Consider the following 15,285-nt stretch of genomic DNA (forward strand, 5'->3'; position numbering starts at 1 on the left):
GACCTTCTTTTTAGTTGTTGATTTCCGTGCGCAAAAACCGGCTTATCACGCCCCGCCACTGCCCTGGATGCTTGGGCCAGTACGGCTCGTGGCCCGAGCCAATAAAATCGACGCGCTGCTTGGGGCCGGCCAGGTGGGCGAATATGGTGTCCGTTTCGGCGCGGGTCACGCGTGGGTCGGCGGTGCCCCACAGCAGCAGGGTAGGAGTGGCGACGTGCCGGGCGTACTCGCCCGCGTTCAGGCCGAATGCCCAATAGCCATTCTCCACGCTGCCCCAGAAAACCAATAGGTTAGCCAGTGGAAAGGGCGGCAGGTGCATCGACACAAAACGGTTTTTAGCCGTTTGCAGCATGCTGCCGTAGGGGCACTCGATAATGTTGGCCGTGGGCCGCAGCCTCAGCGCGGCCTCAGCTCGCAGAATGGCTACCGCACCCATGCTTACGCCGTAAAGCACCACGGGCGCCCCCGGCTGCCGGGCCTGCGCCCAGCGAAAAGCGGCCGCTACATCGTCGGCTTCGCGGTAGCCAATGGTGGTTTGGTAGCCCTCGGAGGTGCCATTGCCGCTAAAGTCGAGCAGCAGCACCGAGTAGCCGAGCTGCCGAAAATAAGCCGCCTCGGGCCGCAGGCGCGACTTATCGCTGGTGTAGCCGTGGCAAAGCACTACCGTGCCACGCGCTGCTGGCACACCGCTATACCAGGCACCGAGCCGGCCGTTGGGGCTGTGCAGCGTCACGTTCTGGTAAGGAAAATCCGGTGGCGCGAGGTTGACGGGCTTCGGATTTTGCAGCCCGGTAAGAATAAGCTTGATTTTTTCCGCCGTAGGCAGCTTTTCCGGGTTGCGGGTGCGCGGCCCCGGAGTGGTCGTAAAGTGCGTAAAGCGCCAGGCATGGAGGGCCACCACCACGTTGAGCAGTACGACTATACCTAGCAAAAATACGATAAGCCGGCGTAGCATCAGGGGCGGGGGTGGCGCGGGCCAGGGCGCCCGTGTGGAGTCGAAGCAGGTACCGGACGGCGGTAAGACTGGCTGGCGCGGCTACCCACGCCCGCCAGTCCGCGCAGGGCCTGTGCTTCCTCGTCGGTCAGCTCGCGCCAGGTGCCGGGCTGCAGGTCGTAGAGGCGCAGGTCGCCCAGGGCTTGGCGCACCAGCCGCAGGCAGGGCAGGCCCACGGCGGCGCACATCTTGCGCACCTGCCGGTTCATACCCTGTGAGATGGTGATTTCGAGCCAGCTCGTCGGGATGCTCGCCCGGTAGCGGATGGGCGGGTTGCGCGGCCACAGGTCGGTAGTTTCCTGCTCGGGCAGTTGTCGCGCCTCGGCGGGCAGCGTAAAGCCTTCCTTGATTTGCACGCCCTCGCGCAGCTGTTGCAGTGCCGCTTCGGTGGGCCGGCCCTCTACCTGTGCCCAGTAGGTTTTGGGCACCTTGTAGCGCGGGTCGCTGAGGCGGTGCTGCAGCTGCTTGTCGTCCGTTAATAATAAAAGCCCCTCGCTGTCGAAGTCGAGCCGACCCACCGGATACACGTTGGGCACTGCCACGAAATCCTTGAGCGTGGCGCGGCCCTGCTCATCGGTGAATTGGGTAAGAACTTCAAAGGGCTTGTTGAGGAGGACGTAGCGCATAAAAACGTTTGTCATGCTGACGAAGGAAGCATCTTGTCAGGAGAGATTAATGGACACGCGAACCTGACAAGATGCTTCCTTCGTCAGCATGACAAACGTTTTTTATACGATGCCTACACGCCGCCCTGGTACTTACGCGTAGCCCACTCGGCCGCCAGCAGCGCCACCACCGCGAAAAACAACCACTTCAAGTTAATCAGGTCCTTTAAATCTTCTTCGCTGGAAAGCAGCGGCTTATAATTGCCTTTTGCTATATCCTGGGCCAGCTTGTCTAGCTGCGCGGGGTAATAGAGCCGGCCGCCGCTGCGGCGGCTGAGCTGCGCCAGCAGGCGGTGGTCGGCTTTCGACTCCTGAGCTTCAAGGGGCTGATTCTGCACCAGCAGTTCGCCGCCGGCCTGCTGGGCCTGGCCGCCGAGGGTGGCGCGGGCCTGGTAGCGGTAGAGGCCGGCCGGCAGCGGCCCCAGGTGCAGCGGCGAGCCATCGGCGGCATTGGCAAAGGTGATAGTGCGCGCCTTGCGGGCTGAGTCGGTGAGCGTGAGGGTAATTTTCTGGTCGTAGATGCGCTCAAAAACAGCGTTGTACGTTTCGGCGCTGAGCGTCACGTCGTCCTGGGTGCCAAAGGCATCCTGCGTCGGGTACACGTCGAGACGCTTTTTGTTGGCGTTCTGGGTCAGCAACTGTAGCGTGCGGCTGATGAGGCGGTCGTAGGCTTCGGGATGGTCGTCGTGGGCGATGGCTTCCTGCAAGCGCCACTGCCAGGTGTTTTCGGCCAGCAGCGTGGCCGTGCGGGGCCCGGTACCGGCCGCGCTGCTAAAAGCCAGCAGCGGTTTCTGGGTGGGGAGCCGGCCCACCTGCTGCCAGAGGGCCGCCTCTGCGCCGCTGCCCAGCCGCAGCTCGCCAAATGGTACTGTCGCCGGTGGGTATTGCGCAAAACGCAGCCGGGTTTCCTCATCAAGTGGAAAGCGGGCGAAGCCTGGGTTGGGCAGAGGCGTCACCTCGTCGGTTTGCGAGCCGCGCGGCTGCACATTCAGGCCGGCATTCAGCTGGTTATAAGCGTTAAAATCGGACTGTGCGCCCAGCACATAGAGCGTTGGTACGTGGGCCGCCCGTACCCGCGCCAGCAGGTCCTGGCCGAGGCCACCGTGCGCCGGCAGCTGGTGCAGTACTGCCACATCGAAGGTGGTGCCGGCGGGCAGCGGCGCGCCCACGCCGGCAATACTCAGGGTGAGCTCAAAGTTATTATTAGCCAGAATGGCGGCCCGGAGCGCCTTGAGGTCGGGGTGCGGAGCGGCGGCGGCCAGCAGCACCCGCAGCTTACCTTTGACAATCTCAATGAAGGCCGTGCGCACGTTATTGAGGGCCGTAAACTCGCCGGCCTGGGGCACTACGCGTACTTCGTAGCGGCGCTTGCCCGGCGCGGGCGCGGTGAGCTGAAACGTGGTACGCACCCGCTGGCGGCCGGCTGGCAGGGCTACGCGCCGGGTTTCGAGTATCCGGCCGCCCTCGCGCACTTCCACGGTTGCCGCGCCGCCGGCATAGCCCTCGTAGCTGATTTCGGCTTCCAGGGGAAATTTATTGCCGCTGAACGCCACGCGATTATACACCAAATCAGTAAGGCGTAGGTCTTTCTTCGCAATCGTATCGCCCAGCGCCACGCTGAAAATCGGGAAATTAAACTCCGAGAACTGGGGTTCCTGGCCTTGATTAACCAAGCCATCGCTCACCAGCACTACGCCGGCCAGGTTGTGCTCGGCGTTGGCCTCGCGGCTATCGCTGAGCAGCTTATTCAGGTCGGTACGGTCGGCGGTGAAGCGGAGCGAGTCGGGCGAGGCAGTGGCGTTGGTCAGCGTGCGGGTTTCGACCCGGAAGCCTTTGGCGCGCAAGGTGGCTGCCAGCTGCGGCAGGCCCGTAGTGAGCTGCGCTAAGTTCGCTTTGGGTGTAAATAAGCTTACCGACTGCGAGTTATCGACCGCTACTACTACTGTTGGGGCTTCGGTGTGCGTAGTGGTAGCCCTGATAAACGGCGACAACAGCAGAAAGCACAGAAAGCTGACTACCACAAAGCGCAGCCCGGCCAGCGCGTAGTTGACGGTCCGGCTCCAAGGCGACTTAGCCGAATAAAGCAGCGCCGCGTAGCCCGCGCCCACGGCCAGGCAAAGCAGAATAAACCAGGGAGAATAAGCAGTAGAGAGCAAGAGCAGAAGCGCGCCTAGAGGCCAGCGCGAAGCAAGAAACGAAAAAGCCCGCCAATCGGCACGCGCCCACAAAGATGCGTGTGAAGTAGCGGTAGCTGCGTGCTAACGGCAACTGTCGCACGCTACGTTCCGATTCGCGCTCCTGGAAGGGGGTGGGGCTACTTCCACCAAATCTGTGCCTCACGCTTGCACGCGGCGGCTGAGCGTGCTCTATTAGTGTTTCCAAACGTACAGTCACGCATATCCAGCCAGCCAGCAGCCAAGTATTTGTCAGCCGGGCTGAATTCTCCCACCCCAATGTCAAAATCGCCCGAGTTAGGAATACGGTAGTCACCCCAGTTACAACGCAGGGCTTTTCCGGATGTATAGCTCGTCCAGCTACCTAAAAATTGATTGTTGCAAAACCTGTCCGTGGTGCGGATATCATCGTATTTCAGGCGGCCCCACTTGTCAACAAACCAGTCGGTTTCTACTACTCCCCTAAAGATGCCGGATTTTGACTGAGCGGCGTTTTCACGCAACTCATAATCTGCCAGTAATATACCCTCTTGCCGGGCTGGGGACACAGTTTCATCAACGCGGGTGGCTAGTTGCCGGAGTTCCCGAATTTGCCTTATTACCAGCACGCCGCTAAAGGTGCTTACGCGCCCGGTAACCTTTGTTTTGCCCATCAGTTGGTAGCGCGCAGGGTTAGCGGCATCCTGCTGCACGGTCAAAATTTTAACGCGTAGTCGCTGGCAAGCCGGGCCTATAAAACCCACAACTGCGGCGTTTGGGGTTTTTAACCATAGCGAACTAAAATCATACTTGGTGTATTGATTCAGTTTGTTGTCGCGCTTTAAATTACTAGCCGCTAGTCGATTATGCTGATAGGTAATGCTTTCGGGCGGCAAAGAAAATGCGGCTTGGGTAGTCTGGGCAGATGAAGCCAAGGCATTCAGGCAAAATAATAGGCAGAAAGTGCGTTTTCTACTCATGATATTTATCCTATGTTAAGCTGAATGGCACGTCCTAGCCGCCTCAACGTTTCACCACTGTCACCAGTTCTGCGCTACCAAATACGCTGGCCGGCGAGATAACTGGCTCATTCAGCGGTAATTCATTTCCGTACCGTTCGCGCAGCTTGGCTTGCACGGCGGGGTTCGTCAGGTCGAAGTCGCGCAGGTGCTGCAACTGCCCCAACTGCCGGTGCAGGCCCCGGTCGTACACTTTCCAAATCAGCTCCGAGCAGTAAATCTGCTTATCTGACCAATTGAAGGCCAAGTCGTAGTCGCGGCCCAGCATCGGCTGGCCTGCGGCTCGCAGCCGTTCCAATGCCTTCGGAGTTAGCGTTGTAGCCGCATCACGCAGCCGCTTCACCACGAAGTGCCTGCCCTGGCCCCGCGCCACCCAGCGGGCTAGTGGCGTCAGCTTCACCGGCTGCACCGCCTCGAAGACCTGCCACTTGCCGTTGGTTTTATAAAGCAGGCCGCAGTGGCTGTAGGGCGAGTGCGTAGCCAGTTGAATAGCTTGGCTTTGAGCCGACTGCGACGTGTGAAAAATCAGGTCGCCCTCGCGCAGGGTAGGGGATAGTTGGGCTACGGTGGCCGTGGCCTTGCGGGTAGTCTGCCAGCGGTGGAGCTTGCTGGTTAGGCGCGGGTAGGCGAAAAAGCTGCCGAAAATCGAGAGCATCCCAGCGACCCCAACTGCTGATTTGGATGAAAAGAGCATAGCGATTTCGCTAAAGGGTAAGAATAGGATGCTCCCGGCAGCTGGCCGCTACGTCAGCATGCCGCCATCCACTTGCAGCACCTGCCCGGTAATGTAGCTCGAATCGTCCGACGCCAGAAAGGCCGTAGCCCTGGCCACGTCCTCGGGCGAGCCGCCGCGCTTGAGCGGGATAGCCTTGCGCCACTCTTCCACCTGCTTCTGGTCGAGCGCATCGGTCATTTCGGTTTCGATAAAGCCGGGCGCGATGGCGTTGCAGCGGATGTTGCGCGAGCCCAGCTCCAGAGCCACCGACTTGGTAAAGCCGATGATGCCGGCCTTGCTGGCGGCGTAGTTGGCCTGCCCCGCATTGCCTTTGATGCCCACCACCGAGGTCATGTTGATGATGGAGCCGGTTTTGGCGCGCATCATGGGCTTGGTGGCGGCTTTGGTGAGGTTAAATACCGACTTCAGGTTGACGGTGAGGACGTTGTCCCACTGCGCCTCGCTCATGCGCATGAGCAGGCCATCCTGGGTGATGCCAGCGTTGTTGACCAGAATATCGAGTTTTCCGAATTCTTTCACCACCTCATCTACCAGCTGCTCGGCCTGGGCGTAGTCGGAGGCATCGGAGCGGTAGCCTTTCACCTTGCTGCCGTGGGCGGCCAGCTCGGCTTCCAGGGCCTGGCCTTTTTCAACCGAAGAGAGATACGTAAACGCTACCTGCGCGCCCTGCTGGGCAAATAGCGTGGCAATGGCGCGGCCAATTCCTTTGGAGGCCCCGGTGATGAGGGCTACTTTTCCAGCGAGAGTCTGATTCATACTGCGAAAGTAGCGTAGGGTAAGCTTAGCCGGCTGTCCGTTCTTTGTAGCCGGCAGCTTGCCGGCCACGCGCCAAGCTGCTGCTTACTTTACCATGCCTGCTATCTGTATTCTGGGCGCCGGACCAGGCGGGGCGACGGCGGCCCTGCACCTGGCCCGCGCCGGCCACACTTGCCTGCTGCTTGACAAGGCCACCTTTCCGCGCGATAAAATATGCGGCGATGCGCTGAGCGCGAAAGTGTTAGCTGAGCTAAAGCGCCTGGATGCCGCCTTGCCGGCTCAGCTGACTGCTTCGCCCATGCAGGTGACCTGCTGGGGCATTGATTTCTTTGCCCCCAACGGCCGCCACCTCAGCGTGCCGTTCAAGCCCAGCTACGACAAGGCCATCGACCAGCCAGCCGGCCACGTTGCCAAGCGGGTCGACTTCGATAATTTTCTGGTCGAAGAAGTACGCCGTCGTCCCGAAATCGACTTTCGTGAAAACGTGGATGTCGTTCGGGTCGAGCGCACTGCCGATGGCTGGCAGCTCTTTGACAAAGCCGGCGAGGCGGTAGCCACCTGCCGGCTGCTGCTGGTGGCCAATGGCGCGCAGTCGGAATTTACCCGCAAGGTGGCCGGCCACGCCCTGGAGCCCGCGCACTACAGCGCCGGCTTGCGCACCTATTACCGCAACGTAGCCGGGCTTAGTACCGACAATTTTATTGAGCTGCACTTTATTAAAGAGTTGCTGCCCGGTTACCTCTGGATTTTTCCGCTGCCCAACGGCCAGGCCAACGTAGGCGTGGGAATGCTTTCCAAGACCGTGGCCGCTAAAAAAGTGAACCTGCGCCAGCGGCTGGAGGAGATACTGGCTACTCATCCTACACTGGCCCCGCGCTTTGCTCACGCCGAGCGCCTGGGGCCGGCGCGCGGCTTCGGGCTGCCGCTGGGCTCGAAGCGCCGGACACTGTCGGGCGCTAACTACCTGCTGCTCGGCGATGCTGCTTCGCTCATCGACCCGTTCTCGGGCGAGGGCATCTCGCACGCCATGGTGAGCGGGCGCCACGCTGCCGACTGGGCCGGGCGGGCCGTGGCACAGGCCGATTTCAGCGCCGCCTTCCTGAGCGGCTACGACAAGGCCGTGTATAACCGCCTGGGCCAGGAGCTGCGCGTGAGCTACGTCCTGCAGCGGCTGCTGAGCTTTCCCAGCTTGTTCAACTTTGTCGCCAACCGCGCCGCTACCAACCCTACGCTGGCCGAAACCCTCTCGATGATGTTTCTGGATATCGACCTGCGCGCCCGGCTCCGACAACCCGGATTTTATATGCGACTGCTATTTGGCAGCAAAAAAAGAACCCCACCAGCGAGTTAGGCGGGGTTCTTAATATAAGAAAAATACTATGTTTATACCTCGGATAGCGGCTCGGCAGCCAGGTGTTCGAGGCCCTGGGGACCATCTTCTTCTTCCACGCGCTTGGCGGCGCGCACTAGCGACGAGCTGAAGATAAACTCGCGCAGCTCGGGCACATCGGCGTTCAGGATGTGCTCCTTGTCGCCGTCCCACAGCTTTTTGCCCTGGTGCAGGAAAATAATATGGTCGCCGATGCCCACCACCGAGTTCATATCGTGGGTAATAATGGCCGTGGTGATGTTGTACTCGTGCGTGATTTCGTAAATCAGCTCGTCAATCTTGATGCTGGTGGCCGGGTCAAGGCCCGAGTTGGGCTCGTCGCAAAACAGGTAGGTACAATTGGGGGCAATGGCGCGGGCAATACCCACGCGCTTTTTCATGCCGCCCGAAATTTCGGAAGGCATCTTGTTGCCGGCATTTTCGAGGCCCACGCGCTTGAGGCAAAACTCCACGCGGTCGCGGCGCTCTTCCACGCTCATGTCGGGCGTGAGCATTTGCAGCGGAAATTCTACGTTCTTGGCCACCGTCATCGAGTCGAACAGCGCCGAGCCCTGAAACAGCATGCCGATTTTGCGCCGAATCTCCTGGCGAATGTCTACCTTGGAATTGGTATACACCGTGCCATCGAAGGTAATGGAGCCGAGGTCGGGCTTCATCAGGCCCACGATGCACGAAAGCAGCACGCTTTTGCCGGTTCCCGAGCCGCCCAGCAGCAGGTTGCACTTGCCCGTTTCGAGCGTGCAGGTAATGCCTTTCAGCACCTGGTTGCCATCGAAACCCTTTTCGAGGTTGGATATTTCAATCATATACGGTTCATTTTTTGCCTTTCGTTTTTCGCAAGTTCAGTAACACGCCCGGTAAGCATAACCCGAGAAACGAGAAACGGATAACAAAATTTACAGCAGAATAGCCGCCAGCACGTAGTCGGCCACCAGAATAGCAATAATGGAGTTGGTAACGGCCGATGTGCTGGCTGCACCTACTTCCAGGGCCCCGCCCTCGGTATAAAACCCTTTGTAGGCCGAAATGCCCGACACCAGGAAGGCAAAAACCACGGCTTTAATAAGGGCAAACAAGATGTTATACGGAATGAAATCGGTGCGAATACCCTCAATATAATCCTGAGGAGCCATTACGCCGGATAGTGTGCCGGCAATATAGCCGCCCAGAATGCTGAGCGCCATAGCCAGAATAACGAGCAGCGGAAACATGAGCATGGCCGCCAGAATGCGCGGCAGCACCAGATAAGAGGTAGCGTTGATGCCCATTACTTCGAGCGCCGAAATCTGCTCGGTGATGCGCATGGTGCCCAGCCCGCCCGCAATTGACGACCCGACCTTACCAGCCAGCACGATGCTCGTGATAGTAGGCGCCAGCTCCAGAATGGTCATTTCGCGCACCATGTAGCCGATAGTCGACTTCGGAATAAGCGGATTGGTGAGGTTGTAGGCAATCTGGATGCAGGTTACCGCCCCGATGAAGGCCGATACAATGCCCACGATAAAGATAGAATTGACACCGATAAGCGTGGCTTCTTCAAAAAAGCGCTGCCAGAGCACTTTCAGCCGCTCGGCGCGCGCCACCATGTTGTACAGAAATAAAACGAAAGAGCCGAAAATTTTAAACATAGAGGAGGAAAATGAGGTCGCCCAAACAGGCCAGCTTAGCCGTGGCGGGCCGCAGCGAGGCATCTTTGCGCGTCTTACGTATAAATCCGGAAAATAGTGGTCTCAGCAGTGGAGCTAGTAGTGATAACGGGTGGTAGCCAGGGCATAGGTCGGGCTTTGGTAATGAGTTTTTTAGCGGCGGGGTTTACGGTAGCTACCTGCGCCCGTAGCCCCACCGATTTGGCCGCCCTGGCCGCTGCCTGCCCCGGCCAGCCGCTGCACACCCTGCCCGTCGACCTCAGCCAGCTGGCCGACTGCCAGCGCTTTGCCGAGTTTGTGCTGGGGCTGGGCCAGCCGCTGGCCGCGCTCATCAACAATGCCGGGGCCTACGTGCCCGGCCGGTTCCAGGACGAGCCCGCCGATGGCTCAAGGCTGCGCGAGCTGTTAGGTAGTAATTTGCTGAGTGCCTACGATGTAACGCGGGCGCTGCTGCCCACGCTGCTGGCCCAGGGGCGCGGGCACATTTTCACCATCTGCTCCACGGCCAGCATCATGCCCTACCCCAACGGCGGCTCGTATGGCGTAGCCAAATTTGCCCTGCTGGGCTACACCAAAACCCTGCGCGAGGAAGTAAAAGCCCAGGGCCTGCGCGTAACGGCGGTGCTGCCCGGCGCCACCCTTACCCGCAGCTGGGATGGGGCCGCAGTGCCGCCCGAGCGCTTTATCGACCCGGCCGATGTGGCAGCAGCCGTGCTCGGCGCATTCCGGCTCTCGCCCCAGGCGGTGGTCGAAGAAATTATTATCCGGCCGCAGCTCGGTGATTTGGTGTGAAGAATGTGAAGAAGTCGTACTATCCTACTCCTTAATCAGATTGCCGGCGTCGGGGCCCTTCACGTCGATGAGGCTGGGCGTACCCGTGTAAAAAAAACGGCCCGTGCCGTTGAGCGTGCCCCCCAGATTCTGGCGCACGCGCACGTGGGCATCGCCTATCCACTCGCGGTAGGTAAGAAAGTAGCAGTAGCGGGCGTCGAGCCCACTGGCCAGCAAAAAGCCGTTGCTGCCCAGGTTGGGATGAAAATCTTCGGCCGTGCCGCTCAGGGTCATATCGCCGGCGTCGTATATATCGGTGTAGAGGTAGGTAGAGCGCACGTTCATGTTGATGTCGCCGGTGCTCCAAAGGCGCAGAAACAGCGTGTCCTGCGCCCACTGGCCCTCGTTGTTAATAAGGCCATAGCCGTACTGCTCAATAATGAAATGCCCGTGGTTGGCCGCTACGTGCAGGCGCACCTGGCGGGGCGTATCGTAGCTGCGCACCCAGTTGCAGCGGCTGGTATTGGCGATAATCAGCTTCTGCGGCCCCAGCGGCGTGGAGAACGTGATGTCATCAATCATGTGCTCGCCGGCCCGCACTTCGGCGTAGGTGGCGGTGTCGGGCACGATGGTGAGGTCCACATTATCGTACACCGTTACGGTGGACAGGCGGCGGTCGAGGGCCCGGCGCTGCGTTATCACGGTGCCGTTGCTTTTGAGGCAGTCGGTACTGTGGTCGGGGCCGCAGGCGGCCAGGCCCAGAGCGGCGGCCAGTACGGCTGCTGCGGGGCGCAGCGCAGCCAGCGCGTTACTTTGTACGTACATCAGCAGTCGCATCCGTCAAATTTTGCCTGAAATTATGAACCTGAGCGGGAAAGTTGCCATTGTCACCGGCGTGAGCACCGGGATTGGCCGCGCCACAGCCGAAGCCTTGTTGGCGCGCGGGGCCGCCGTAGCCGGCTGGGGCCGCACTCCGCCCGGCGGCCTCGACCACGACCGTTTCCAGTTTTTTGCCTGCGATGTGCGCGATGAGCACGCCGTAGCCGAAGCCCTTACCAACACGCTGCGCGAGCTGGGCCCCGACCTTCATATCCTGGTCAACAACGCCGGCGTGGGCATTTTCGGGCCGGTCGATGGGTTTAAGTCCGCCGACTGGCACGCCATGTTCGATACCAACGTGCACGGCTTGTTTTACTGCACCCGGGCCGTGCTGCCCGCCATGAAAAAGCAGCACGAAGGGCACATCATTAACGTAGCCTCGCTGGCGGCTACCGCCGGCACGGCCAGTCTGGCCGGCTACTGCGCCACCAAATATGCCGTGCGGGGCTTTTCCGATGCCTTATTTAAGGAGCTGCGGCCCTATGGCATCCGTGTTACCTGCGTAATGCCCGGCTCGGTCGAAACCAACTTCAACGGTGCTCAGCCCGGCCGGCAGCCCGACCCGCACAAGATGCAGCCCGAGGATATTGCCGCCGCCATTGTGCACGCCCTCGAAGCCCCGCAGGCTACCATGATTTCGGAAATCCAGATGCGCCCGGCGCAGGTAAAATAGCCATGGTAGAAGTCGACCACCTGCTTAAAACCTACGGTACCCAACATGCCGTGGACGATATCAGCTTCCGGGCCGATAAGGGTGAGATTGTGGGCTTTCTCGGCCCCAATGGCGCGGGTAAAAGCACGACCATGAAAATTGCGCTTGGCTACCTGCCGCCCACATCCGGCACGGTGCGCATCGGCGGCTTCGACGTGCAGCAGGACCCGCTGGCCGTGCGCCGCCGCGTGGGCTACCTGCCCGAGCATAACCCGCTTTACCTCGATATGTACGTGCACGAGTACCTCGAATTCATCGGCTCGGTGCATGGGCTGAAAGGCCGCGGGCTGAGCCAGCGCGTGGCGCAGCTGGTGCAGAAAGTGGGGCTTACCCGCGAGCAGAACAAGCAAATCGGGGCGCTCAGCAAGGGCTACCGGCAGCGCGTGGGGCTGGCCCAGGCCCTGGTGCACGACCCCGAAGTATTGATATTAGACGAGCCCACCACGGGCCTCGACCCCAACCAGATTGGCGAAATCCGCCAGCTCATCCGCGAGCTGGGGGCCGATAAGACGGTCATTTTCAGCACCCACATTCTGCCCGAAGTCACTGCCCTGTGCTCGCGGGTCGTCATCATCAGCCGGGGCCGGCTGGTAGCCGACGCGCCCGTGGCCGAGCTGGCCGCCCGCGCCGCCGGCGAAACCGTGCTCCGCGCCGAGTTTGAAGGCGCGGTGGCCACCGCCCCGCTGGCCGTCCTGCCGGGCGTGCGCGGCGTAGAGGCGGCCGGGCCGGGCGTGGTGCTCATCCGCACCGCGCCGGGCACTGACGTGCGCGCCGCCGTGTCGCGCCTGGCCGTGGAGCAGGGCTGGCTGCTGCTAGGCTTGCGCCAGGAGCAGCAGAGCCTGGAAGCGGTGTTTGGGGAATTGACGAAGTGATTTTTTAAATGTGAAGATGTGAGAAAGGTGAGAAATGTGAAAATGCCCGTCCGATTAATCGGCTGTGGGAGCAGCTGTAGCACCCAATGAGGCTGCCGGTACCAATTTGCACATTTCCACATCGGCCATATTTTCCACATTACTCCCTATGCTCACCATCCTCAGAAAAGAATTCAACGCCTTCCTCAACTCGCCGGTGGCCTATGTCGTCATCGGCGTGTTTCTGGTGGCGACGGGGCTGTTTGTCTGGGTTTTCCCCGATAGCAGCGTGCTCGACTACGGCTACGCCGACCTGCAATCGCTGTTCAACCTGGCGCCGTGGCTGTTTTTGCTGCTGATACCGGCCATCACCATGCGCACCTTTGCCGAGGAGAAGAAGGCGGGCACGATTGAGCTGCTGCTTACGCGCCCGCTCACCGATGGGCAGATAGTGGGTGGTAAATATATGGCCTGTTTATTATTAGCGCTGCTGGCGCTCATTCCGACGCTGCTTTACTATTTCTCGGTGTACAAGCTGGGCTCGCCGCCCGGCAACATCGACTCGGCGGCCACGGTGGGCTCGTACCTGGGGCTGGCGCTGCTGGCGGCGGTATTTTCGGCCCTGGGCGTGCTGGCCTCGGCCCTCACGCGCGACCAGATTATCGCCTTTGTGCTGGCCGTAGTGGCTTGTTTCTTAGTTTATACTGGTTTCGACTCAGTGGCCTCGGTGCTCGACGGCGCCCCGGCTTACTACGTGAGCCAGCTCGGCATCGCGGCGCACTACCGCGACCTCAGCAAGGGGCTGGTTGACTCGCGCGACGTACTGTATTTTCTCACCGTGGTAGCCGTGGCCCTGCTGGGTACGCGGCTGGCCCTGCGCAGCCGCACCTGGTAAGCATGGAACCGACTCTCACCTCTCTGCCGGCTCCCGCTACCTCGCGCAAGCGCCAGGACTTGCTGCGCTTTGCCGCCATTATCGGCGGCTTGCTGGTGCTCAATTTTGTGGCCCAGCACTTCTTCTTCCGGCTCGATTTGACGGAGGAAAAGCGCTATACCATGTCGCCGGCCACCAAGCAGCTGCTCAGCAATCTGAAGCAGCCGGTGACTATCACGGTGTATCTGGCCGGCGATTTTCCGCCCACTTTCCGCCGCCTGGAGCAGGGCGTACGCGAAACGCTCAACGAGTTTCAGGTGTACGGCGGCGGCAACCTCAACTTTGTGTTCATCGACCCCAGCGCGGCCGGCACCGAGGCGGGGCGCAACAAATTCTACGAAACGCTTTTTAAGAAAGGCCTGAAACCCACCAACCTGGGGGCCAACGAGAATGGCAAGCGGGTCGAGAAAATTATCTTCCCGTGGGCCGTGGTGCAGGCTGGTGGCCAGAGTCGCAACGTGCTGCTGCTGCGCGGCAGCCAGGTAGCCGCGCCCGAGGAGCGCCTCAATCAGAGTATCGAAGGGTTGGAATATGAGCTGGCCAGCACCATCCGGCAGGTAGCTCCGCCCGGCGGCGCGCGCCGCCGGCTGGGCATAGTCACGGGCCACGGCGAGCTGCCCAATGTCGAGATGGCCGACATCCTTACCGCCTGGAGCCAGAACTATGATGTGTTTCGGGTGAATCTGAGCCAGGTGAAGGACCTGCGCGGCAACCTCGACGCGGTGGTGGTGGCCAAGCCCACCGGGCCGTACTCGGAGGTGGAGAAATTCCGGCTCGACCAGTTTATCACGCACGGCGGGCGAGCGCTGTTTTTTGTAGATGCCCTGCGCACCGACCTCGACAGCGTGAGCCGCAACGGCGCAGCGCTGGCCACGCCCTACGACCTCAACCTCGACGACCTGTTTTTCCGCTACGGCGTGCGGCTCAACCCGAATATGCTGCTCGACCTCAACTGCGGGCAGATTCCGCTCGTGACGGGCATGACCGGCAACAAGCCTAAGATTGAGCCGCTGCCCTGGCAGCTTTACCCGCTGGTCAACCGCTTTAGTCCCAATCCGATAACCCGGAATCTGGATGCAGTATATCTGAAATTCGTGGGTAATATCGACACGGTGAAGGCCGTCGGCATCCGAAAAACCTCACTCATGACAACCTCGCGCTACACGCGCCGCCTACCCGCGCCGGTGCCCATCAACTTCAACGATGCGCGCCTGGAGCCTAATCCGAAACTCTATCAGAACAGCTACCAGTCGGTGGGCTACCTGCTCGAAGGCAGGTTCCGCTCACTGTTTGCCAATCGGGTAGAGCCGGGCACCATGCGCTACCAGCCCGACCAGAACCCGAATGCCCAGCCCAGCAAGCTGCTCGTTATCTCGGATGGCGATTTTCTGCGCAACGACGTGGACCCCAAAACCGGCCGGCCCATGCGCCTGGGCTACGACCGGCTATCGAGCACCGAGTTTGCCAACCGCGAGCTGATTCTGAACGCCACCGACTACCTGCTCGACGAAACCGGCCTCATTGCCGTGCGTGGCAAGCAAATCACGCTGCGCCCCCTCGATAAAGTGCAGCTGGCCGACCACCGCCGGCCCTGGCAGCTGCTCAACCTGGGGGCGCCGCTGCTGCTGCTGGCGGCTTTTGGCGCAGTGCGCGTCTGGCGGCGCAAGCGGCGCTACGCCCGGTTTGTCTAGCCCAACGTTTCATCGGCTGCTTACAGCCAGCGCGTAGCTTTGTGCTTTATATTCCTACCCGTGCATTATGCGTCTGTCACCGTCCTTG

15 protein-coding genes are annotated in these 15,285 nt (G+C 60.6%); 6 read left to right on the forward strand and 9 right to left on the reverse strand.

What is annotated here, in order from left to right; translation table 11 throughout:
* Positions 1-10 precede the first annotated feature (10 nt).
* The 6 genes from F6X24_RS11145 to fabG form a co-directional block, all read right to left on the reverse strand.
* Positions 11-931: an alpha/beta hydrolase gene (locus F6X24_RS11145; protein ID WP_191906297.1), complete on the reverse strand. Its 921-nt coding sequence runs from the start codon at positions 929-931 to the stop codon at positions 11-13.
* Between the two features lie 23 nt (positions 932-954).
* Positions 955-1,635, reverse strand: coding sequence for a pseudouridine synthase (locus F6X24_RS11150; RefSeq protein WP_229725046.1), 681 nt, complete (start codon positions 1,633-1,635; stop codon positions 955-957).
* Positions 1,636-1,733: 98 nt separating this feature from the next.
* Complete coding sequence (locus tag F6X24_RS11155; RefSeq protein ID WP_229725048.1) at positions 1,734-3,815, reverse strand: VWA domain-containing protein; 2,082 nt, start codon at positions 3,813-3,815, stop codon at positions 1,734-1,736.
* A 158-nt stretch (positions 3,816-3,973) separates the two neighbouring features.
* Positions 3,974-4,747: a hypothetical protein gene (locus F6X24_RS11160; RefSeq protein ID WP_151088068.1), complete on the reverse strand. Its 774-nt coding sequence runs from the start codon at positions 4,745-4,747 to the stop codon at positions 3,974-3,976.
* Between the two features lie 88 nt (positions 4,748-4,835).
* Positions 4,836-5,525 carry a YiiX family permuted papain-like enzyme gene (locus tag F6X24_RS11165; protein WP_229725050.1) on the reverse strand — a complete coding sequence of 230 codons (690 nt, stop codon included), beginning with the start codon at positions 5,523-5,525 and terminating at the stop codon, positions 4,836-4,838.
* Between the two features lie 48 nt (positions 5,526-5,573).
* Complete coding sequence (gene fabG / locus F6X24_RS11170) at positions 5,574-6,323, reverse strand: 3-oxoacyl-[acyl-carrier-protein] reductase (RefSeq protein ID WP_151088069.1); 750 nt, start codon at positions 6,321-6,323, stop codon at positions 5,574-5,576.
* A 94-nt stretch (positions 6,324-6,417) separates the two neighbouring features.
* On the opposite strand from fabG, the gene F6X24_RS11175 reads away from it, so the two are divergent.
* Positions 6,418-7,674 (forward strand): NAD(P)/FAD-dependent oxidoreductase, encoded by a 1,257-nt coding sequence (locus tag F6X24_RS11175; RefSeq protein WP_151088070.1) that lies wholly within the window; start codon positions 6,418-6,420, stop codon positions 7,672-7,674.
* Between the two features lie 32 nt (positions 7,675-7,706).
* Here the strand turns inward: F6X24_RS11175 and F6X24_RS11180 are convergent, their stop codons facing one another.
* Both F6X24_RS11180 and F6X24_RS11185 read right to left on the reverse strand, forming a co-directional pair.
* The gene (locus F6X24_RS11180; RefSeq protein ID WP_151088071.1) at positions 7,707-8,519 is read right to left on the reverse strand and encodes an ABC transporter ATP-binding protein; all 813 of its coding nucleotides are present in this window, start codon (positions 8,517-8,519) and stop codon (positions 7,707-7,709) included.
* 90 nt (positions 8,520-8,609) lie between these two features.
* Positions 8,610-9,341 (reverse strand): MlaE family ABC transporter permease, encoded by a 732-nt coding sequence (locus tag F6X24_RS11185; RefSeq protein ID WP_151088072.1) that lies wholly within the window; start codon positions 9,339-9,341, stop codon positions 8,610-8,612.
* Between the two features lie 162 nt (positions 9,342-9,503).
* Between F6X24_RS11185 and F6X24_RS11190 the strand changes: the two genes are divergently transcribed.
* Positions 9,504-10,151 carry an SDR family oxidoreductase gene (locus F6X24_RS11190; protein ID WP_229725053.1) on the forward strand — a complete coding sequence of 216 codons (648 nt, stop codon included), beginning with the start codon at positions 9,504-9,506 and terminating at the stop codon, positions 10,149-10,151.
* A 24-nt stretch (positions 10,152-10,175) separates the two neighbouring features.
* Here the strand turns inward: F6X24_RS11190 and F6X24_RS11195 are convergent, their stop codons facing one another.
* A complete protein-coding gene (locus tag F6X24_RS11195) occupies positions 10,176-10,955 on the reverse strand; it encodes a GIN domain-containing protein (RefSeq protein ID WP_151088074.1) in 780 nt (259 codons plus the stop codon).
* 22 nt (positions 10,956-10,977) lie between these two features.
* Between F6X24_RS11195 and F6X24_RS11200 the strand changes: the two genes are divergently transcribed.
* From F6X24_RS11200 to gldG, 4 genes are all read left to right on the forward strand, one after another.
* Positions 10,978-11,682, forward strand: coding sequence for an SDR family oxidoreductase (locus tag F6X24_RS11200; RefSeq protein ID WP_229725055.1), 705 nt, complete (start codon positions 10,978-10,980; stop codon positions 11,680-11,682).
* Positions 11,683-11,684: 2 nt separating this feature from the next.
* On the forward strand, positions 11,685-12,593 hold the full coding sequence (gldA, locus tag F6X24_RS11205) for a gliding motility-associated ABC transporter ATP-binding subunit GldA (protein ID WP_151088075.1): 909 nt from the start codon (positions 11,685-11,687) through the stop codon (positions 12,591-12,593).
* A gap of 148 nt (positions 12,594-12,741) precedes the next feature.
* Positions 12,742-13,467 carry a gliding motility-associated ABC transporter permease subunit GldF gene (gene gldF, locus F6X24_RS11210; RefSeq protein WP_151088076.1) on the forward strand — a complete coding sequence of 242 codons (726 nt, stop codon included), beginning with the start codon at positions 12,742-12,744 and terminating at the stop codon, positions 13,465-13,467.
* A 2-nt stretch (positions 13,468-13,469) separates the two neighbouring features.
* Positions 13,470-15,197, forward strand: a complete 1,728-nt coding sequence (gldG, locus tag F6X24_RS11215) for a gliding motility-associated ABC transporter substrate-binding protein GldG (protein WP_151088077.1) — start codon at positions 13,470-13,472, stop codon at positions 15,195-15,197.
* Positions 15,198-15,285: the final 88 nt, after the last annotated feature.

The sequence above is a fragment of the Hymenobacter baengnokdamensis genome (assembly GCF_008728635.1).
Lineage (GTDB): Bacteria > Bacteroidota > Bacteroidia > Cytophagales > Hymenobacteraceae > Hymenobacter > Hymenobacter baengnokdamensis.